Origin of the sequence: Salinimicrobium maris (genome assembly GCF_049680855.1) — a bacterium.
Classification (GTDB): Bacteria; Bacteroidota; Bacteroidia; order Flavobacteriales; family Flavobacteriaceae; genus Salinimicrobium.
In genome coordinates this window covers 107720-131012 of sequence record NZ_JBMPGS010000006.1, presented here as the reverse complement: position 1 = coordinate 131012, position 23293 = coordinate 107720, and the positions used below count along the sequence as shown (strand labels likewise).

13 protein-coding genes are annotated in these 23293 nt (G+C 38.6%); 4 read left to right on the top strand and 9 right to left on the bottom strand.

What is annotated here, in order from left to right; genetic code table 11:
• Nucleotides 1-669: 669 nt before the first annotated feature.
• The 6 genes from ACOV1Q_RS15285 to ACOV1Q_RS15260 form a co-directional block, all read right to left on the bottom strand.
• Complete coding sequence (locus ACOV1Q_RS15285) at nucleotides 670-2568, bottom strand: putative porin (protein WP_424495264.1); 1899 nt, start codon at nucleotides 2566-2568, stop codon at nucleotides 670-672.
• A 115-nt stretch (nucleotides 2569-2683) separates the two neighbouring features.
• Complete coding sequence (locus ACOV1Q_RS15280; protein WP_424495263.1) at nucleotides 2684-3358, bottom strand: hypothetical protein; 675 nt, start codon at nucleotides 3356-3358, stop codon at nucleotides 2684-2686.
• A gap of 270 nt (nucleotides 3359-3628) precedes the next feature.
• Nucleotides 3629-4993, bottom strand: coding sequence for a RagB/SusD family nutrient uptake outer membrane protein (locus ACOV1Q_RS15275; RefSeq protein WP_424495262.1), 1365 nt, complete (start codon nucleotides 4991-4993; stop codon nucleotides 3629-3631).
• Between the two features lie 14 nt (nucleotides 4994-5007).
• A complete protein-coding gene (locus tag ACOV1Q_RS15270) occupies nucleotides 5008-7998 on the bottom strand; it encodes a SusC/RagA family TonB-linked outer membrane protein (protein WP_424495261.1) in 2991 nt (996 codons plus the stop codon).
• 587 nt (nucleotides 7999-8585) lie between these two features.
• Nucleotides 8586-10202: a RagB/SusD family nutrient uptake outer membrane protein gene (locus tag ACOV1Q_RS15265; RefSeq protein WP_424495260.1), complete on the bottom strand. Its 1617-nt coding sequence runs from the start codon at nucleotides 10200-10202 to the stop codon at nucleotides 8586-8588.
• Nucleotides 10203-10231: 29 nt separating this feature from the next.
• The gene (locus ACOV1Q_RS15260) at nucleotides 10232-13363 is read right to left on the bottom strand and encodes a SusC/RagA family TonB-linked outer membrane protein (protein ID WP_424495259.1); all 3132 of its coding nucleotides are present in this window, start codon (nucleotides 13361-13363) and stop codon (nucleotides 10232-10234) included.
• Nucleotides 13364-13746: 383 nt separating this feature from the next.
• Between ACOV1Q_RS15260 and rnhB the strand changes: the two genes are divergently transcribed.
• Both rnhB and ACOV1Q_RS15250 read left to right on the top strand, forming a co-directional pair.
• Complete coding sequence (gene rnhB / locus ACOV1Q_RS15255; protein ID WP_424495258.1) at nucleotides 13747-14346, top strand: ribonuclease HII; 600 nt, start codon at nucleotides 13747-13749, stop codon at nucleotides 14344-14346.
• Nucleotides 14347-14376: 30 nt separating this feature from the next.
• Nucleotides 14377-16842 carry a hypothetical protein gene (locus ACOV1Q_RS15250; RefSeq protein WP_424495257.1) on the top strand — a complete coding sequence of 822 codons (2466 nt, stop codon included), beginning with the start codon at nucleotides 14377-14379 and terminating at the stop codon, nucleotides 16840-16842.
• Nucleotides 16843-16845: 3 nt separating this feature from the next.
• Here ACOV1Q_RS15250 and lipB read toward each other — a convergent pair whose 3' ends face one another.
• Nucleotides 16846-17544: a lipoyl(octanoyl) transferase LipB gene (gene lipB, locus ACOV1Q_RS15245; RefSeq protein WP_424495256.1), complete on the bottom strand. Its 699-nt coding sequence runs from the start codon at nucleotides 17542-17544 to the stop codon at nucleotides 16846-16848.
• 62 nt (nucleotides 17545-17606) lie between these two features.
• Nucleotides 17607-17765 carry a YqaE/Pmp3 family membrane protein gene (locus ACOV1Q_RS15240; protein WP_424495255.1) on the bottom strand — a complete coding sequence of 53 codons (159 nt, stop codon included), beginning with the start codon at nucleotides 17763-17765 and terminating at the stop codon, nucleotides 17607-17609.
• Nucleotides 17766-17884: 119 nt separating this feature from the next.
• On the opposite strand from ACOV1Q_RS15240, the gene lysS reads away from it, so the two are divergent.
• Nucleotides 17885-19582, top strand: coding sequence for a lysine--tRNA ligase (gene lysS, locus ACOV1Q_RS15235; RefSeq protein WP_424495254.1), 1698 nt, complete (start codon nucleotides 17885-17887; stop codon nucleotides 19580-19582).
• A 600-nt stretch (nucleotides 19583-20182) separates the two neighbouring features.
• Here lysS and ACOV1Q_RS15230 read toward each other — a convergent pair.
• Nucleotides 20183-20347, bottom strand: a complete 165-nt coding sequence (locus ACOV1Q_RS15230; protein WP_424495253.1) for a hypothetical protein — start codon at nucleotides 20345-20347, stop codon at nucleotides 20183-20185.
• Nucleotides 20348-20791: 444 nt separating this feature from the next.
• Here ACOV1Q_RS15230 and ACOV1Q_RS15225 point away from each other — a divergent pair, with 444 nt between their 5' ends.
• Entirely contained in the window at nucleotides 20792-23284 is a 2493-nt protein-coding gene (locus ACOV1Q_RS15225; protein WP_424495252.1) for a zinc-dependent metalloprotease, read from the top strand.
• Nucleotides 23285-23293 lie beyond the last annotated feature (9 nt).

Below are 23293 nucleotides of genomic sequence, written 5' to 3'. Positions count from 1 at the left end.
CCTCTCTATAACACTACCCTACCCGGGATTTCTTTTCAATACTTTCTAAAGAACTTTGCTCTTGTTCTAAGCGGCTGCAAATATACAACCTATTTTAAAACCTGCAAGAAAAAATTTATTTTTTTTAGAAGCTTATTTTTTAAGCTTCCCGTAAAGAACGAGCTTGCAAATTTACAACCTTTATTCTTTACAATCCAAAAGAAATTTTCATCTTTTTTTCGAAACTTTAAAAGAACGCTGCTGCGTAAAACAGTTTTTAAAAAAGAGAACCAAAACCTCTTCTTTCCTGCTTTGCTAAGCGGTTGCAAACTTACAACCCTTTTCTCTTAACTTCCAAAACAAATTTCAAGTATTTTTCAGAGAACTTTTTCGCCTTAAACCTCCGCCCCTGCTGGGCTCACAACGCTTGACTCAATGCCTTTATTGTTTCTCAAAGCGGGTGCAAATATACACCCGTTTTTTAATTACACAAGCCTCAAATTCATAAAAATTTGGATTTCTTTAGGAAATTGTCTCCCCTAAAACCTAAACCCCTGGAAACATGAATATTCAAAAACGAGAGATGTGAAAAGTTTTTTTGGAAGGAAGAGAAAATAAGCTGAAGAAAGTATTTTCAGAAGAAAAGAGTCACAGATATTGCCCCTGATCAAGCATTATCTATTTCCCAACTTACATAAAGAAATTCCATACCAGACCGAACCTTACCGCAAAATCCTTGTAAGGGTATAAAGGAGCTGAAAAATTATCATTTCCCGTAATTAAAGAATTTACATGTTCCAGCTTGAAGAATACACGAGCCTGCTTTATCCTTCCGTTAAAGAAAAAATCTACTACAGGGTAATCCCCAAACTCCGCTGCATTTTGCACATAAAATTCAGCCAGAATGGGATCATAAGCATCCATGTGATATTTAGTAAAGTATTTAAGCGTTAGGCCGGTTTGAAGAAAAAGAGCACGTTGAAACCAATGATCCTGATAGTAAAGCGAATTTCTAGTAATAAATTGAGGCACATTCAGCACATCTTCCTCATCAAGCACCTTTTGGTACATCACTGTGTTCGCTAAACCAAATACACCAAATTCAATTTTCTTTTCTGCTTTTGCCTTAACATAATTTAAAGCGCCGTCATGTTGCATGGGACTGGTAAATTCTTCTTCACTTTTTCCGAAATAAGTATAGTTCTCAAAATGATTATATTCCAGTGTTAGATTAATAAATTTTTGAGATAGTATTCCAAAAATGGCATTTTGCATATTAATATTGGAAAAGTCATTCTGCCAGTTGTAGTTGATATAATCGCTTTGGTACAACAGGAAGTTCATATTTGGCGCCCTACTAGATGTGCTGGCGGATAAAGCTAGATCTACTTCTTCAAAAAGTGGATAAGAAGCCCCAGCTTTCAAGTAATTTCCATTAAATTCACCGGAAATGTTCAGCATAGCTTCGGAATAAAAAGAGAAATCACCCCATTGGGTTGTATAACCACCACCTGCACTAAAGGTTTCACCAACCATTCGATTTACGATATACTCCTGGTCTATTATAAGTGCAGTGTTATAACCATAATTGTAATTTGTCAAACCTCCTTTTACAGAAACTTCCCCAAGAATGCCATTTTTAAATGTTGCCGATACTTCATTATAGACTTTCTGATACTCTGTTTCATCCCTCACATTTACATTTTCGTAAGAGGGTCCAAAAAGTGAACTAGCCGTTGCCTGTTCAAAAAGATATTCTTTATCTGAAAAATTTAGCTTATGCCGTAAAATGAGATTATTTTCTGCATCACCTGAATTAAAACTATAGGCGTGATCCAGATAAAATCTTTTTCCGAAGAGGGTACTTTGCGCATTTTCAAAATTCACGTCTAATCGTGACCGATCTTCTATCTCTTCTTCTTCATTTATATATTGTGTCAAAGAAAACGGTGCCAAACCCCCATTTTCTTCGTTCATAAGATCCTGCGAGACGAAATGAGTCCACAAACGATATTTTTTGTTTGGTGTCGTATAGTTTATTGTAGTTCTAAAATTTCCGGTACTGGTAAGAATATGCTGATATCTTCCCAGGGAACGCATACCCTTATACGCTATGGAAAAATTAAGGTTCGAAGAAGTGTTGACGGTAAAAAAAGCATCGAGAATTTGTCCCTGTTCATATACTGTTTTAAAAAAAAGTTCTGTCAAAGGTGTAGGTACATGGTAATAATGAACATCCTCTACCTCATAGAAATTAAAATGCCTTGCCCGAGCTCCAAATTCGGGAAATAATCCTGTTGATTTGAAGTCATAGGACAATTTATTATACGTCTGCCCTACGTTACTAAAAGGAACAAGCTCAAAATTATCTTTTCTAAGGTAATTGAACTCATATTCATCTTCTATAGTTAATGAAGTATCAACATAGATCGTGTCCCTGCTAACCGATATTATCTTATACGCTGTAATAGGTACTTCAGGCAGTGAATCGGCTGCCGGTTTTTGCTGCACTCCAGGTTGGGTCAATCTGGTTTGACTGGAAACAGCAAAAGAAATGATAAAGGATATGAACAGAAAAGCTTTTTTCATTGACAACTGTTTCCGGCAAAGTTATGTTTTTGGATCAAAACAATTAGTTGAAACGAAGAATAAAAAAAACCTGTCAAAACAGGTTTTATAGGTTATACCAAACAATTTTAAAATTTTAGTCATCTAAAGATTGCAGAAAAGCAATCAAATCTTTCTCCGATCTTATTTTGTTATTCCGCAAATAATCCTGCGCTTTGGCAGATTTAAACATTCTTTTGATATTTTTGTGTCTAAGTCGCAATAATTCCCATTCTTCATCATTCCTTTGGATTAAAAACTCCTCCTTAATTTCAAATTTGGCCGGCTCACTTTTACCATACCCATTCTTAGGTTTTACTTCTTCTATAAATATAGAGGATGGTATTTTAACAAGGCGAAGAGAATTTCCTTTGAAGATTTGTGCAACATATCCCCACTTCCTACTTCCATTTAAAACAACTTCCTCAAAATTATATACGCTTGAATCAAATTGATATGTGACATCGGCGTTAGAAGGTAAAAAGTATATATCCTTACTACTTTTATTCATTTTGATTTCTATACGTTCTTTAGAAACATCATACCTCATAAATCCCTCCAAAGATTTACCATCAGCAAACTGAATAGTACCAGGCAGAAAATCCTCGTGGTAATAAGCAGAACCCTCTATTGACGCTTCGTTGCCAGAACGGACAGGAATTTTTGTAAAACCATACCTGGTTCCATCAAAAGCATCTCCACTAATTTGCGCTGAAGAATCTATTGTCATAAAGACAATGAAAACACTCATCAATAATATCAACTTCCTCATAATTCTAAAATTGATCATAAATATACTAAATATGTTCATCAACATGTTAACAACGCTACCCCTTCTCATTAAAAGTTATCATATAATTTGTACTAAAAGATTTTCCTCGCCAGCACTTTACATATATACCTATACTTTCACCCCATGTTTTTTCCTGATTCCTTTACCTTACTCTTTTCACCGGGTTTGAATTAGGGCTTGGAAAATCTTTAAAATAAAAAAGGCTGTCTTTTCAGACAGCCTTTTCAATACATATAAAACTAGTTCTATTTAGTAACCTGGGTTAGGCACTACATTTGGATTTACATCCAATTCCCTTTGTGGTATAGGGAAGGCCAAACGTGGATCGGAATCATATTCTAAAGTTTCAACCAAAACTCCATCCGCATTATAGGCTGGAATATCCATACCTAAACGTAGCATATCAAAGTAACGTTGCCCCTCAAAGAAAAGTTCTTTTCTTCTTTGTTCAAGAACATCCTCAATAGTAATTGTTTCGTAAGCCTCTAGCCCACGGTTCACCACTACTGCATTCACATCTGCCATTGCTTCATCTTCATCAATCTGCAATCTAAGATTTGCTTCTGCTCTAGTAAGCAATATTTCTTCATAACGAAGTAATTTTATACTATTTTCTCCTTGAATATTTGGATATTTAAGTACATCAACACCATCTATAAGCTCTAAACGCACATCATCCCCATCAAATTCCTGCACAAATTCAGGACGGATATTTATATCACCGTATCCTAAATCAGAGTACATATAAGCAATTGATGTAGTACCTAGGTTAGCTTGTGTTCCAACAGCTATTTCAAAAATAGAATTCCCTGCAGTTAAGTTTTGCTCAAATGAGTTGACGTATAAGTCTTCACCAACCACTCTATATGCTCCAGACTCTATAACATCACTAGAGTAATCATATGCCTTTTGAAGACTGGCATCTTCTCCATGATACAGGTAGTATCGTGCAGCTAAACCTTTAGCTGAATACACGTTGATCAAATCCTTCACGCTCGTGCTACCAATACCACTTTCCTCCAAGAGAGAAATTCCTTCTTCAAAATCCTGCATAATCTGTGCATGTGATTCAGCTACAGTAGCTCTGGCAGGTTTTGCTTCAGTATCATATTCCGTCATCAATGAAATCCCCAGGTCACCCCCAGTATGTTCCTCTCCATAAAGCTTCAAGAGATCAGAGAATATATTTGCTCGCAACACAAGGGCCTGTCCTCTCACGTTGGCAATTTCTGCAGTTCTGTTTTCGTTTACGAAATCAGAATTAATGATCACATTTAATTGAGCCACGATATCATATGCCTGTGCATAAGTATCAGTAGCATAACCATCAGATGCAGTCATGTTGTAATATGCCGTACCTCTAAATCTTCCAGATCCTGCATCATTATAGGCATCATTTCCACGAAGAGAACCGTAAATGATAACATCCCGACCGTAATACACAGAACTTCTTGCTTCAATATAAGCCCCGTACATTAAAGCGTACATATCATCAACGCTCTCGATATTTTGCGGAGTCGTCGAAAACTGTTCATTCTCGAGGAAATCATCTCCACAGGATACTGTCGCAATACACAGCAGCCCAACAATAAAAATTTTAATACTATTTTTCATTTTTTTCATTTTTTTTAGAATGATAATCTTACACCCATAGTGTAACTTTTCAATGGTGGTAAATCCAGGTTAATAACACCTGATGTTCTTGTTTCAGGATCCCAGTTTAGATTCTCATCAAAAGCATACGTGTAAATATTTGTTCCTCTAACATATACTAGGAAATTACTAAACAAGTCTGAACCAATCAATTCTCCAAAGTCATAACCAAGCTGCACATTGCTCAATCTAACGTGGTCACCATCGTATAGAAAACGAGTAGATGTTGCAGAATTCTGGTTATTGTTGTTGTAAACCTCTCTTGGGTTTAAAGCAACATCCCCTGGCTCTTGCCATCTATCTAAACCACTAGCGTAACCTGGATAGTTCAACCTATATGTACCGGAACTTTGCATGTAAAAAGCCCAGGAGTCATAAACTTTATAATCTAAAGCAAAGGTTAATAGCGTTTCCAATGTGAAACCTTTATAACTGAAGCTATTATTGAATCCACCTGTGTAATTTGGTAAGGAGTTACCTTGTGTAGCTCTTTGTGCTTCATTATAAACATTTGTAGTTTCGCCACCCTTACCATTAATGTACCATAATGGATCTCCATTTTCAGGATCCACACCGGCCCATTTTCTCATAAAGTAGGTATTAATACTTTCACCCTCTCTTAATATTTTTGTTCCATCAATTACATCATCCTCTAAAAGGTCTAGCAATTCATTTTGAACATGAGAGAAATTGATTTGAGAATCCCAACGGAAGTCTCCTCCAAAAATGTTTCCTCCAAGAGTTACTTCATATCCTCGGTTCTCAAGAGAACCTGCATTAACCCATTTAGAAGTCTCTCCAGTCGCTAGAGAAAGTGGAATAGCATATAGAAGATCCTCAGTAGTCTTAACGAAATAATCTAAACTACCATGTAATCTACTTCCAAAAAATCCAAAGTCAAGACCTACGTTGAAAGGCTTATTTACTTCCCATGTCAAATCAGGATTTTCTACACCTCCAACATATAAAGGAATTCTTCCGTTATATTCTCCTCCAAAGGAGAAATAAGATAAACTAGAAGTAGAACCTATAGAAGCATTACCTACCTGTCCATAACTGGCTCTTAGTTTCAATTGATCTAACACACTATCCATCATGAAATCTTCCTGAGCTACATCCCAGGCACCGCCAACTGACCAGAAATTACCCCATTTATTGTTGGCTGCGAAATTAGAATTCCCTTCACGTCTAAAGGACGCTTCTAAAGTATACTTATCATCAAAATCATAAGTTAAACTGGCCAAATACGCCGCATTTGTTGATTGACTTCTCGTCCCTCCAGCAATGGCATCATTAGATCCAACAGAAACAGTATAAAACCCTTCCTTACCATATCCTTCAGCAGCAGAAGAAACATCTCTGTATTGATTTTTTTGAGCTTCCTGAACCAATAGGATATTGAAATTATTAGACTCACCTAAGGTAAAATCATAACTTACCATGTTCTGAAAAACATAATCAAAAACTCTTGTATCATAAGCGTATGCTCTACCATTTACAGAGAACCCATCACCATGACGTGGATTTTGATACTCATCTTCCTCAATAACTGTATTATCCAATGACAATCTAGACGTAAAGTTTAAATTGTCAGTAATATCATAAGAGAAATTTGTAATTCCGGTAAGCTTTAAAGTTTTCGCTTTACTAAAGTTGTTCTCTAGCAACATTGGAACATTGAACAATCCGTTACCAAGACGCGGGTTGTTCGGGTTTGTTCCTATGTAGAAACTTCCATCCTCATTGTACAATGGATCAGTCGGCAAACCAAAATATTGGTTCAAGATTGGATTCGCAAATCCACCTCCTGATGGTAATGACTTCAAATTAGAAAAACTTGCGTTCACATTTTGACTGATACTAATTTTATCATTCAAATCGTAATCCACTTTTATTCTTCCAGAAGTTCTGTTAAAAAAGGAATTTTTGATGATACTTTCCTGATCAAAATAACTTAACGAAGTAAAATATCTTAAGTTCTCACTCCCTCCTGTAACCGAAAAGTTAACCTGCTGCTGCAAAGCAGAGCTACGCTCAATAGCCTCTCCCCAGTCAGTATCAAGACCATCTGGATTAAGAACCTCCTCATAATAGTTTGCGTAATCACTTCCTAAAGCATTTACTAAACCTTCATTTACAAGCTCACCCCATTGATCTGCAGAGAGACGTTCTTCACCTTCAACGGCTCTTTCATTAAATCCTGTCTCCACAGTTAAAGAGTATCTAGGAGCACCAGATTTTCCACGTTTAGTAGTAATTAAAATAACGCCATTCGCTGCCCTTGCACCATATTGTGCTGTAGCTGATGCATCTTTTAATACAGTAACCGATTCAATATCATTTGGGTTCATGCTCGCTAAAACATCTGCAGTCGTAGTGTTTCTAGTATAATCACCAGAAATAACCGGCACACCATCTACTACATACAAAGGAGCAGTACCAGCATTTAATGAACTAATACCACGAATCCTTACTGTAGTATTTCCACCCGGTTGCCCACTACCACCAGCAACAAATACACCTGTAGCATTTCCTGTAAGTAAGTTATTTACAGATGCGATAGGCCTATCCTCCAATTGTTCAGAAGACACAACCGATGCAGAACTCGTTTCCTTCACAGTAGAACGATTTCCATACCCTGTTACTATCACTTCGTCCAAAGCGGCAGCATCTACTTCCATCTGAACATCTATAGTACTTTCAGCACCAATAGTTCGCAGCTCCCGTGCATATCCTAAAAATCTAAAAACCAAAACTTCGCCAACCGAAGCATCTATGGTATAAACACCATCAAAATCTGTTTGAGTACCTCTATTGGTATTCTGAACAATCACGTTTACTCCAGGCAGAGGCAATCCTTCTGCATCTGTAACGGTTCCAGTAACCGTTTTTTGTTCTTGCGCAAAGGTCATTTGCACAACTAACACCAGTAATAGTGTTAGAATTCCACTTAATCTTTTTTTCATTTTATAAATTATTTGAATTAGCCAACGCCAAAAATGGTAATAAAAATCTAATAAACCAAAGATTTTAAATTACTCGATATGTTAATTTTTTAAATTTTATATCGAAAACGTTTTTTACATTTCAATTTTACTCAGCCTTAAATCCCCTCTAGCCGTGTTCTTAACAAAAAACTTAGTTTTACATGCGGATTGAACAGAAACCAAAAAAAATGTTAAAACTAAAAATCTTTAGTATTATGGGTTGGCATTTTGGCTGATTTTTTCATGACAACTGGCTTTCGCGTACATTAAAAAGCCATTTATATGAAAACCACTCCATATAAATGCTAAATCCATTTTTCCTATAAGCTTATAACTATTCAAGGCAAGCCTTACCGAAAGCCACAAGACAGTCTGTTACTTAGCTGTAATCACTAAACCACGCATTTTTTATCGATAAAGGAATTACATAATAATTCATCCCCCTTAATATGGGTACACCTTTTTGAACCATATCGGGAAATTGTCCATGACTAAAATAAAAAGAGCAGAGGTTTCCCCCTGCTCTTTACTATTTAATCCATAATTCTTATCGGAACACCGATAAATTAATTCTGATCTGCTTCTGAAATGAATGGATTAGCATTAATTTCCGCCTGTGGTATTTTCCAGATCCACTCATCATTCACAGATGGTCTTTCCTGGAAGAAACCATCTTGATACAGCACCCTGGGCGCACCAGAATTAGTGTGGTCTAATGGTTCATCCCAACGAATGTGATCATGGAAGCTAAATCCTTCTCCCCACAATTCAACTCGTCTCTGGAATTTAATTTCTTCCATTAACTCTTCCTCTGTACTAAACTCAGTTTTATCAAAAGCGGAATCTCTGGCTTCTCCCAATATTGCCAATGCATCTTGCGCACCAGAAATGTCTCCCATCATTGCTTTAGCTTCCGCCTCGATCAGTACCATTTCAGCTGACCGCATATAGATTACATCATCCGGATCAATTGTACCAGGATTTTTCTGCAAGAATTTAACGGTCATGTAAGGATGCGTATTATGACCTGTTGTCATCCCGTATGTTGTAATAACATCTTCCCAGGCCGCCCAGAAATCATCTTCATTATCATAATTTGGATCTGATTCAAATCCACCGCCTTCTCCATTGGAAGCAGATGGGTTTGTGTTTGGAGCCAAAGGCAACCAGGCTTCTTTTCTGTAATCGGTATCAGGAATTTCCTCATAAAGCTCTTCGCTTATAATCTTTGGGTTACTCCTGTTCTGGCTACCGTTAAAAGTAGGAGAAATGTAATAGAAATACGACTGAAAGTAATTTGTCTCACTATCAATTACTCTACCTCCCCAAATAACTTCAGATAAATCATAAGTATTAAAACCAGATAACCATTCAGATTTTGACAATAGAGGATAACCTTCTCTTGCTTTTTGAGCTGCATCCGCAGCAGTTTGCCAGTCACCTTTAGAAAGAGCGATTCTGGCCTTTATTCCCTGGGCAGCATTAATAGAAATATGAGATTTATTATCTGGAGCACTTGCTTCTGCAAGGTAATCTATAGACATATTAATATCCTCTTCTATTTGATTGTACACCTCTTGAACTGTCGCCCTGGGAGCACTCTCGTAAGGAGCCTCGGTCGAGTAGACCAATGGCACGCCGGGATCTGTAGCAGGATCACCAATAAGGTAACCTTTTGCATAAGTCGTAACCAATCTATGGTAAGCCCACGCCCGGTAAGCATAAGCCTGTCCTAAAATGTTATTTAACTCCTCGGTCTCAGCAAAATCTCCATTCGCTATCGTGTTAATGATAGAGTTCGCACTTGCAACGAAGTGATACCGCTGATACCAAAAATTATAAACGGTTGTGGTATTTGGATTGGTATGATTTAACCACTGTAAATCTGCTCTCATCCATCCATTCCCTGGCGATGAGTGAATGACCTGCCCCGCAGTAGCATCTAATGATGGTATAAAATGGCTCTCTCCACTCCTACTGGACTCTCCTCCAGGCAAAGGATTCTGGGCATACATAATTCTATGCAACCCATTCAATACCAACATCATGTTTTCCGGGCTGGATAGCGCAGCATCTGCAGAAATAGCATCTGTTGGTGCTGTGTCCAGAAAATCCTCTGAACAACCGAACGAAATCGTTGCCAGAGAAACCAGCAACAAATATCTATTAAAACTTCTTCTCATTATCTTCATTTTTAATTCTTTATTCTCATTTAAAATGTCATAGTCAAACCTAAAGAAAGCACCCTGCTTGGATTGTAATCATTTCCAGATGGCGTACCAGCAAGGTTATATTGAGGATCTAAACCTGTTCTTGCTGACCACATAACAAGATTTTCTGCAGAAGCAAATAAACGCAATCTGTCAACTCCTATTTGATCTGCCCAGTCCCCTCTCAAATTGTAAGCGAGGTTCACATTTCTAAAAGCTAAATAAGATGCATCTGTCAACCACCTTGAAGAAAGACTTGGTGCCAAAGTTGGGTTTCCAACTTCAAGACGAGGCACATCTGTCTGATCTCCAGGAGCTCTCCATGCATTCAACAAATCAGGGTGCATAGACGCGCCATAATCTCCTTCATGCATCATATTTGCATACCCATAATCAAGAATATCCCCTCCTATTTGATAAGTGAACAAGAAATCCAGACTAAAATCTCCGAATCGCAAAGTATTCGTAATAGAACCTATTACATCTGGAATAGAACTTGCTCCAACATAAGCTCTGTTTGCATCATTGTGATCATTTACTGTTGCATGTGATCCATCCTCCTCAAGAACTGGAACCATTTCTCCAGAATCTACATCCTCCTCGTAGGCATAGTAAAGTGCGTCTCCGTTTTCCGGATCCACTCCTGCATAATCATACAGGAAGAAATCAAATCTTGATCTACCTTCTGCCCATCTTTTCGATCCCGTTACAAAAGGACTTGGAAGATTGGTGATCTCGTTTCTGAAAGTAGACGCCTGTACACCTAATTGCCAGGTGAAATTGTTAGTATCAAACAACAGGGCATTTAAACCAACTTCAAGACCCTCATTATACATATCTCCAATATTAGCAGGACCTTCACTTAATCCCATAGAGATTGGAAGCGGTACATTGTAAAGCAAATCTGATGAATTCTTTTTGTAGTATTCAATAGAACCATCCAAACGGAAATCAAACAAGGCAAATTCAAGCGCCACATCATAGCTTTCCACTGTTTCCCAGGTCAACACATTGTTTCCCAAATCTGACCAGAAGATACCTGGAGCTCCAGCATTCGGCAACAAAGAGTAACGAGGTTGTGAAATATAATAATCATTTAAATCATCGTTTCCTACCTCACCATAAGAAGCCCTTAATTTCAAATTGTTTACCCAGGCAACATCTTGCATAAAGCTTTCCTGATCAATTCTCCAGGCTCCACCTACAGAGTAAAAATTACCCCAACGAACATCGCTGTCAAAAACAGAAGTACCATCTCTTCTTGCCGATGCACTCAAATAATACTTCTCACCGAAATTATAATTCAGCCTGGAAAAATATCCCTCAAGTCGCTTATCTGAACTATAACCCGATAGGGTGGCAATAGTTGAAAAGTTATCAAATTCATGTATACCTACAGCTGTCTGGGTATTTTTAAATCCATAAACCTGAGAATAATGTCTGTCAAAGCTTTCATGTCCTAAGGTCAGATCAAAATTATGATCTCCAAAAGTCTTCACGTAGTTCAACAATTGGTTAAAATTCTCAACAGTTCTTCTATATCTTGTCTCACTATAACGCCCTGCAGGAGCACCATCACCCACTAAGTTATTTTCATAACTCTTGCTCTTATAGTCATTAATATCTCTACCATAAAGCAAATTAAGCTCAAGACCCTTTATAATTTTAAAACCTGCGTTATATCGAAAACCATAAGTGTTGGATTGGATATTATCACTGTTTAGAATTGCCTCTTCAATAGCATGACGACCCACATTTGTTGGTCTTGACGAGATTCCATACTCAGTAGAACCTTCCCCTCTGTCAAATAAAGGATTTCCTTCATCATCTCTAATGATTTCTCCAGATTGAGGATCAACCAGGTAAACCGGATATATGGAACCCATGTCTTTTGCAAAAGCAAACGGGTTCGCAATAGATGAACCTCTGGAAGCAGGTCCGTTTGATTCTGCAAGGGACAAATTAACATTACCTCCCAAAGTCAACCAATCTGTTGGTGAAAAATCACCACTCAAACGACTAGTAGTTCTCTCAAAGTCACTTTCAATTACATAACCAGTTTCGTCAAGGTGTGTTGCAGAGAAAAAGAAATTATGATCATCTCCCCCACCTGAAACATCTACAGAGTGATTTTGTCTCTCCCCAGTACGCTCTAAAACGTCATACCAGTCCAGCCCTTGAAAAATTAAATTAGCATTTGGATTCAACTGCCCATCTGTACCTACAATTTGATCGTTGGGAACATCAAAAGGATTATAACCTAAACGATTATATATAGTGGCAGAAGCTTCTGCTGCAGGGTTATCAACATCTAGTGAATTCTTATAAGCTTCCCACATCAACTCATAATACTGTCCTGGAGTGACTTCATCATATTCGCCAATCGCCTTTGTGACAGTTCCAATCTGAGAATTCACATTTACTGTTATTCCTGCCTCTCTTCGTCCATCTTTGGTCGTGATCAAAACCACCCCATTAGCTGCACGAGAACCATAAAGGGATGTCGACGCTGCATCTTTAAGAACGGTAATAGATTCAATGTCGTTTTGGCTCAATGTATTAATTCCTCCCTCATACTGGATTCCATCTACTATGTATAATGGTGAAGTAGATCCATTTAAGGTACCTACACCTCTTATCACAATTCCTGGAGATGATCCAGGTTGACCTGAAGCCGATGTAAATTGCACCCCTGTAGAATTTCCTTCAATGGCAGATATTGGCGAAGTTACCGCCCTCATTTCCATTTCTTCAGCTTTAACGACAGACGCCGAACCCGTAAAGGCTTCTCTGCTTGTGGTACCATATGCCACAACCACCACTTCCTCCAAAGCCTCAGTATCTGTAGCCATTTCGACGTTATAAACATCGTTAGTACCTACTGCTACTTCTTTGGGAACAAATCCCACATATGTAAAAACCAGGACATTTCCCGGCTCTACAATTATTGAGTAATTACCGTCAAAATCGGTTTGTGTCCCGTTCGCGGTTCCTTTCTCAATTACGTTAACTCCTACCAGCGGAAAACCCTGGTCATCCACCACCTGGCCGGATACCGTTTTCTCTTGCGCAAAGGTAACCTGCGCAATCAACACTAATAACAGTGTCAAAATTCCACTTAATTTTTTTCTCATTTTTTAAATTTATTTGAATTAGCCAATGCCAAAAATGCTAATAATAATCTAATAAACCAAGATTTTCAAGGTAATACACTTGTTAATTTTTTGATATTTGCACCGAAAACTGTTTCTAAACACAGGTTTTATCCATCATTTTTCAGTAAATTGATATTTTTATTTAACCAAACGTAGATTTTAATATTAATATACAAAACCTAAAAAGATTGTTAAATCACCATTAAGGAAATGAGTTGTTTTACAAAATTTTAAATCTATTCTGAAACACCACATTCAGAAAGAATGACCTGGTTAGAGAATCAAAAAAGGAGAAACAGCCTTTAGAAATAAAATATTTAGATTTGCCTTTCGTTGTAATACATCTCCACTTATCTATAAAAATGCTTAAGAAGCAATACACCTCTTATACTTATGAATGCGGAACTGACGAAGCTGGCAGAGGTTGCCTTGCCGGACCCGTCACAGCAGCTGCGGTTATTCTTACGAAAAGATTCAGAAATAAGATGATCAATGATTCAAAAAAACTAAATGCGGGGAACCGGCTGGAATTAAGAAGCATAATTGAGAAGAAAGCTTTATGTTATTCTGTACACCATATCTTTATGGAAGAAATAGATAAGATTAACATCCTCAACGCCTCTATTCTTGCCATGCACAAATGCATTGAAAAACTCAAAAATGTACCCGAATTTATTTCTGTAGACGGCAACCGCTTTAAAACCTATCCAAACATCCCGCACGAGTGCATTATTAAAGGTGATGGAAAATATCTCAACGTAGCCGCAGCCTCCATCCTTGCAAAAACCTATCGGGATGCTTATATGGAAACGATTCATGAAGAATACCCCATGTACAACTGGAAGAAAAATAAGGGCTATCCCACGGCAGAGCATAGAGAAGCAATTAAAAAGTATGGCATTACAAAATACCATCGAAAAAGTTTCAGGCTTTTGCCAGAGCAGTTGGAACTTGCCATCTAAATATTAAATTTGCCTCATAAATTAGATTTTATGAGAAATTTACTGTTGTTCCTTTTGTCCCTTGCAATTCTGGGCTGCGCAAAGGACAACCCAGAAAAACAGGAGATCACCAGTTACATCCCGGCAAATACAGCCATCGCCATTAAAACAAATCATCCCGATTTATTTATCACAGACTTAAAAAACAACAGCTTTCTCAAAAACAATGGTTCTCACCCGCTAATCACAGATCTAATAAGCAGGTTTTCTGCCTTTGAAAACTTTATAAATGAAAAGCCCGCAATTATTGCATTTTCAGGAGGGAACGATGAGCCGGGAATCCTAACTTACATAAGTAACGGTTTACCCTACATAAAATGTAAAGATTCCGTTCAAGATCCAGACTTTGAATATACTTCGGAAGAAATAAGCTCTCATTTCACTAATAAAAGAACAATCTACAACACCTTCATAGACAGCATTCTCATTGCCTCGGAATCTAGACAGATCCTGGAAGAGCTTCTCAAGAAAGAAAGCGATCCAAAAATGGCATTTCCAACAGATTTTCAGAAGGCTTTGAAAGCGGCTTCTGCAAAGAACCCAACAGTTTTCATTAACCACGGTAGTCTCACGGCAGATTTTTTAAGAATTCTCCCCAGTGGCTCTGCTTCTTTTCTCAATAATTTCAGCAATTGGACAGCAATAGATCTGGAAGTTTCCCAAAACTCCGTCAAGCTCGACGGAATAACAACCGCCAGCGATTCCCTGCCAAAATTTAAGAATCTTTTCAAAGATGTAAATCCGGCGCGAAATGAAATCGCCAAAATTGTCTCCAATCAAAGTAGCGCTTTTCTTTCCTACAGTTTCCAGGAATTTGAACCGCTGCAAAACAACCTCAGAAATTCATCCGAAAATGACATTTCAGGATCAAAAGAACAGCAACTCCTGGAAAATAGCAATGAAATCGGAATGATATATTCTGAAGCAGCAAATGTTTTCGTTATCAGGTCGCCATTACCCGAAGCACTAGAATCGTATAGCGCGGGCAGAAACCCGGTAGAAGAATATCGTGAAATTGCCATTTTTAACTATGACGGAAACGGAACATTTGAAAAACTTCTTCAGCCTCTGCTAAACCCGAAAAACCTGAAGTATTTCCTTCAACTAGATAGTTTTCTTTTATTTTCAGAAGACCTGCAGACGTTAAAAGCAATCACTGCCCATTATCAAAATAACAATACTTTCGCCACAAACGACGCATATATCTCTTCCTTTGAGAACATGAGTACTGAAGCTTCTATTCTCTGGGTATCCAAAAATGATATTTTTAAGAAAGATTTTTCCACACAAATTTCAGAAGAAAAAAGGAGTGCTTTTGCCGAAATTCAGGTGGAAAATTATCCTTTTACTGCTTTTCAGCTTATTTATAATGACAATTTTGCTCATATCCACGGAATTTTAGAGAAGAATGAGCGCAAAATGAGTGCTGCCGGGATACAGCAAAGTGCGAGCATTGCTTTAGATTCAGAAATAGCAATTCCTGCTTCGTTTATTACAAATCACCGCAGCAAAGGGATGGATATCGCTGTACAGGATGAAGACAACCAGCTTTACTTCATTTCAGAAACCGGAAATATCTATTGGAAAAAGCCTTTAGAAGCAAGGATTCTTGGAAAGGTGCAGCAGGTGGATATTTTAAAAAACGGGAGAATTCAGTTAGCTTTTGCCACTCCAAATAAGCTTAATGTAATTGATCGTGAAGGAAATGACGTAGCGCCTTTTCCGCTGGAATTTGATGATGAGATCACACAGCCACTGGCCATTTTCGATTATGAGAACAATCGAAAATACCGATTTGTAGTAGTGCAGGAGAACGAGGTTTTCATGTACGACAATAAAGGAAACCGCGTAAAAGGCTTCGGATTTGACGCCGCAAAAAACAGGATCAACCTCCCGCCAAAGCACATTAGGATTGGAAAGAAGGATTATATTGTCATTTCTGAAGCCTCAGGAAACCTCAACATCCTAGACAGAAGAGGAAATACGCGGGTGACAGTAAAGGAAGAACTTGAGCCTTCAGGAAATGACTGGTTTGAATACAATAATGACTTCATCTCCACAAACCGGGAAGGAAATTTGATCAGGATTAGCCAGAATGGAAGTGTGACTAGAGAAAAATTAAATCTCACTGAAAACCATTCCCTGGACGCAACAGCCAAAAGCCTCGTAACGCTTTCAGACAATCTATTAAACATTAAAGGCAAGGAGGTAGAGCTGGATTTTGGGCTATATACTCGTCCGCAGATCTTTTACATCAACAATAAGTTATTTTTCAGTGTAACCGATACTCAATCGCACCGCATCTTTTTGTTTGACAGCAATGCTGAACTCCTTCCCGGTTTTCCGGTTTATGGAAATTCAGGTATTGATCTAAATGACATTGATGAAGATAACAACCTGGAGTTTGTAGTAGAAGGTGAGGAAAACAACTTGCTGCTTTACGAAATAAAACAGTGAAATTTACTGAAGCTGAGCTTCAAAAAGGGCAGAAAAATGCTTCTTTATTTTTTCCCTGACCTCTTCCATAGAAACTTCAGTAACTCCGAGTTCCACGTTTAATGAAGTCACCGCTTTGCCTTTGATTCCGCAGGGAATTATGTTATCGAAATAGCCAAGATCTGCATTCACATTAAGCGCAAACCCGTGCATGGTTACCCAGCGACTGGCGCGAACGCCCATCGCACAAATCTTGCGGGCAAAAGGAGTACCCACATCCAGCCATACTCCGGTTTCCCCGGGACTTCTTTCGGCTTTAACGCGATACTCAGCCAGGGTAAGGATCATCACCTCTTCCAGCAATCGCAGGTATTTATGGATATCTGTAAAGAAATTTTCAAGGTCCAGGATGGGATAGCCCACAATTTGCCCGGGCCCGTGATAGGTAATATCTCCACCCCTGTTGATCTTATAAAACGACGCCTGCTTTTCTTTCAGTTGTTCCTCGTTGATCAATAAATTTTCTCTGTCACCGCTCTTTCCAAGCGTATACACATGAGGATGCTCCACAAACAACAAATGATTACTGGTGGATTCTGAAAGATTTTGGCGACGGTTCTTTATTTTTTGATCCAGGATCTCTTTAAAAAGCCCTTCCTGGTAATCCCAGGTTTCTTTATAATCTTTTCGACCGAGTTCCTCTAATTTTACAACTTTGTTCAAGTGGAAATATCTTTAATGATTCAGCTTCATTTAATTCTTGCAGCAGTTTCTTGCCAAATAGATCATTTTTCAGACTTATTCAGAATGATCAATGCGGCCAGCACACCGGGAATCCAGCCCAAAAGGGTTAATATCAACACGATCACAATAGAACCGCAACCTTTATCCAACACTGCTAAAGGCGGAAATAAAATCGATAAAATTACTCTCCAGATGCTCATACTGAATACAAAGATAGAATTTATTGGCCACAAAAAAGCAACCCCGTTCCCCCGAAAAAACAATTGATTGGTTGCTGTATTGTCTGTATCTTTGCAAGTTCAATTATCAAAATAATATCATGTCGTTATCTGAACAGGAAGTTATTCGCAGAGAAAAACTCAAATCCTTAAGAAATCTCAATATTGATCCCTATCCGGCGGCACTTTTTCCGGTAGATCACACTACTTCAGAAATAAAGTCCAAATTTGAAGAAGATAAAAAGGTAGTAATTGCCGGAAGGCTTATGTCCAGAAGGATTCAGGGAAAAGCATCTTTTGCAGAGATCCAGGATTCAAGCGGGAAAATTCAGGTATATTTTAACCGGGATGAGATCTGCCCCGGCGAAGACAAAAGCAAATACAACGACGTTTATAAAAAATTACTCGACATAGGTGATTTTATTGGTATTGAAGGAGAATTATTCAAAACCAAAGTGGGTGAAATGACCGTAATGGTAAAAGATTACACGCTCCTGAGTAAATCTTTAAAACCACTACCGCTTCCAAAAACCGATAAAGAAGGAAGAACTTATGATGAGTTCAATGATCCTGAACACAGATACAGACAGCGTTATGCCGATCTTGTAGTGAACCCTAAAGTGAAGGAAATATTTGTAAAGCGCACCAAGCTTTTCAATGCGATGCGAAATTTCTTCAATGACAAAGGATATTTTGAGGTGGAAACTCCCATTTTACAATCTATTCCCGGTGGTGCAGCTGCGAGACCGTTTATCACGCACCACAACGCGCTTGATATACCATTGTACCTGAGAATTGCGAACGAGCTGTATTTAAAAAGGCTCATCGTTGGCGGATTTGATGGCGTGTATGAGTTCTCCAAAAACTTCAGAAATGAAGGAATGGATCGGACGCATAATCCAGAATTTACAGCAATGGAAATCTATGTTTCCTATAAGGATTACAACTGGATGATGGAATTTACCGAAAACCTTCTGGAGCATTGCGCAATCGCCGTAAATGGCACTACAGAAGCAACTTTTGGAAAGCACAACGTGAATTTTAAAGCTCCTTATGCTCGCGTGACCATGACCGATGCTATCAAGAAATTCACAGGATTTGACATTACAGGAAAATCTGAAAAGGAATTGTATGAAGCAGCCAAGGGAATGGGAATTGAGGTAGACGACACTATGGGGAAAGGAAAACTCATTGATGAGATTTTTGGGGAGAAATGCGAAGGCAATTTTATTCAGCCGACGTTTATTACAGATTATCCGAAAGAAATGAGTCCGCTTTGTAAAGAACACCGCGACAATCCTGAGCTTACCGAGCGTTTTGAGCTGATGGTCTGCGGAAAAGAGATCGCAAACGCATATTCCGAATTAAATGACCCTATCGACCAGCGGGAGCGTTTTGAAGAGCAGCTTAAACTTTCTGAAAAAGGGGATGATGAGGCAATGTTTATCGACAATGACTTTTTAAGAGCGCTGGAATATGGAATGCCTCCAACATCTGGACTTGGAATTGGAATGGACCGTTTGATCATGTTCCTTACCAACAAACAATCCATACAGGAAGTGCTTTTCTTTCCTCAAATGAAACCTGAAAAGAAAGCAGCAACTCCAAAACCTGAAGATTTTCTTAAAATTGGGGTTCCGCAGGAATGGGTAGATACCGTAATGCATGAATTCCCTACTGTTTCTAAGCTTCGGGAAAACAAAGCAACCCAGGTTCACCAAAAACTGAACGGTCTGCGCAAGAAGAACAAATTACCCATTGCTGCCTTGCAGCTGGAGGAAGTGGAAAAGTGGTTCTAAAATACCATTTTTGAGACTATAGATTAGAGGTTGTTTTAAAAGCAGTAAAATCGTCGTTCTGAATTTATTTCAGGTTGACGTAAAAAAGACTTTTAAAACAACCTCTTCTTAATTTATCCCAGAACAAAACTGTGATAAGTGGTATTCTTACATTTACCAATGATCTTGTTGCTGCAAAAACTTGTTTTGAAGTAAAACTCGAATTGCTATTAAAGCATTTACAGACCTCCTATTTTTCGGCAGGTAAGAACCAATTTCGTTTAATACACATTTGGCTGGTGAAAGTTTATTCGCCATTCCCAGCAAACTTTCTTCTTTTATTCAGATTTTCTTCCGATAAAAATTACAGCAGAAATAACTTCCCCAGTATTCAAAAATCATATAAAATTAGTGCTTCCCAAGGCTCCAATATGCAGAGGAATAAATCAATTTTACTAATGCCGCCCCATTTTTAGCTTTAAAAATTTTTATCTTAGATAAATGTCGGGAGCATTACCTCATCACCCATCCACATTTATCTCCTACCTACGGGTGGGAAAACTGCTATATTTATCGCTTGGCATATTCCTGTTCCAATCCTGGTTTTACTGGGACATGTTTTCAACTGCAATCAATGGCAACTCTCTGGTCAAAGTGATATTCTGGTTTTACTGCTTTTTGTTCTCCTTTGTACATATCTTTCTGGTCATAATGGACAGTTGGTCTCGATACCAAAATTACAAACGGATTAAAGATCAATTTTTCCTGCACGGTTTCTCTCCACATCTTGCCCAGCACTTCATTGGTTCAAAATGTCAACGTAGAGCAGTGTGCATCGCTGGAAGGGAATTAGGAATTGAAGCGGAGGTTAAGAATTTTTATCGTTCTAAAGGAGTAAAATCTTACCATTTTATACCCTACCCGCTCTTGAGGAATCCGCTGTTCCTCTTTCATCCGCGATTTTGGTCTCGTACTTTTCTAGAAAAGTATTACGAATCAAAGTTTGATCTTAAAAGTTTAACAGCAGAAGACACCATCCTTTGTAAGGAATCTCATTATAAGGGTTTTGTACTGGAGAAAATGAATAAAATTTAACCCTTTTTTAAACCTTTTGCATTCTCTGTAGTCAAACAAGCGCAAATGCAACTCCCTTTTATTTAACAGCTTCACATTAGGCACGTGAAATTTGTTTTTTTAAATTGGGCTTTTTTTAACTCAAACTATTACTTAATGAACAACCGTTTATTGCATCGGCTGGGTGTTGTTTTCCTGGCATTTTCAATATCGAGCTGTGCTGTTTTTCAGTCAGACAAATCAAAAACAACGGCCGACTCCGGTCAAAAACCTTCTAAAGACAAGAATGGTATTAAAGATTACAACAAAGTAATCACCAAAGAGGCCAAGACAGACAAAGGTTTATTTACTGTCCACCAGGTAGATGAAGACTACTACTACGAAATTCCCGACAGCCTTTTCAACCGTGAAATGCTTATGGTTACCAGGATAGCACAAACTGCCTCAGGAATAGGTTTTGGCGGCGGAAAACAAAATGAACAGGTACTAAGATGGGAAAAAAAGAACAATGATGTTCTTCTTCGCGTCGTTTCACATGATGTGTACGCTGCAGATTCTCTACCTATTCATGAAGCAGTGGTAAATTCAAATTTTGAACCCATTCTGTTCTCTTTTGACATTGAAGCTTTTCACAAAGATTCTTTGAACAACTCCACTGTAATTAAGGTAACTGATTTATTTCAAAAAGATGTTCAGGCCTTAGGTTTCCCAGAGAGGAGTAGAAAAAACTATAAGATAAGTCGGCTTGATGACAGCAGGTCTTATATCGATACCATTAGAAGTTACCCAAGAAACATAGAGGTGCGTCACGTAAAAACTTACAACGCCGGAGAGCCGCCATCAAATTCAAGTACAGCTTCAGTATCTGTAAAGATGAGCAACTCTATGATTCTTCTTCCAAAGGTACCTATGGAAAGAAGGTATTTTGACGAGCGTGTAGGTTGGTTTACAACAGGGCAAACAGATTATGGTCTTGATGCCCAAAAAAGCGAAACTGTAAGATACCTTGACCGCTGGAGACTTGAAGTGAAGGAAGAGGACATTGAAAAGTTCAAGCAGGGCGTACTGGTAGAGCCAAAAGAGCCTATTGTATATTATATAGACCGTGCTACTCCTAAGAAATGGATTCCATATATCAAAGAAGGAATTGAAGACTGGCAGGTTGCTTTTGAGGCGGCAGGTTTTAAAAATGCCATTATTGCCAAAGATGCTCCTACAGTTGAAGAAGATCCAGACTGGAGCCCCGAAGATGTACGTTATTCTGTGGTACGTTACCTGGCTTCCCCAATTCCAAACGCCAATGGCCCACACGTGAGCGATCCGCGATCTGGAGAAATTTTGGAATCAGATATTAACTGGTACCATAATGTTATGACTTTATTGAGAAACTGGTTCTTTGTACAAACTGCGGCTATTAATGAAGATGCTCGCGGCGTAGAATTTAAAGACGAGATCATGGGGCGCCTAATCAGGTTCGTTTCTTCTCACGAAGTGGGGCACACCCTGGGACTCCCTCACAACATGGGAAGCAGTGTAGCCTACTCTGTAGAATCTTTGAGAGATCCTGACTTTACAGCGAAAAATGGTACTGCGCCATCTATCATGGACTACGCAAGATTTAACTACATCGCACAACCTGAAGATGGAGATGTGGCATTAATGCCAAACATTGGGCCATATGATAAATATGCAATTCAATGGGGTTATAAACCTATCCTGGACAAAACAGGTAAGGAAGAAAAGGAAATCCTTGACGAGTGGATTCTTGAAAAAGCAGGAGATCCTGTTTACAGATTTGGTGCACAACAAAGCGGGGTAATTGACCCTACTTCTCAAACCGAAGACCTTGGAGATGATGCTGTACTTGCTAGCCAGTATGGAATAAAGAATCTTAAAAGAATAGTTCCAAACCTCATCGAATGGACAGCCGAAAAAGGGAAAGATTATGACGATCTTGAAACCATGTATGAGCAGGTGCTTGGCCAATACAACCGTTACCTGGGCCACGTCACTGCTAATATTGGCGGTGTGATTAAAGAGACTAAAACATACGACCAGGAAGGCGCTGTATATTCACACGTCACTGCAGATAAACAGAAGAAAGCAATGAACTTCCTTCAGGATGAGTTGTTCTCAACGCCCGAGTGGCTTATTGACCAGGAGATCTTCAACAAGATCGAATTTGATGGAAATGTGGAACGAATCAGAAATACTCAGGAAAGAACCTTGAACAATATTCTTGACTTCGGAAGAATGGGAAGATTGATCGAAAACCGTCAGATCAACGGAAGAGAAGCCTATTCACTTCTTGATATGATGACCGATCTTAGAACCGGAATCTGGAGTGAATTAAGAAGAGGAAACGAGATCGATACGTATCGCCGAAACCTGCAAAGGGCATATATTAACCGTATGGAGTATCTTATGACCGAAGAACAATCTCAACTCCCTGCAAGATACCGTTCATGGAGTACCAGAACAAACGTAGATGTGGAGCAAAGTGATATTCGTCCAGTTGTAAGAGGAGAACTGCAGAAATTACAAAGAGATCTTCGAAATTCCATTGGAAGAAGCCGTGATACAATGACCAGATATCATCTTCAGGATGCACTGGCACGTGTTAACCTCATCCTTGACCCCAATAGCTAGAAAGTAGCT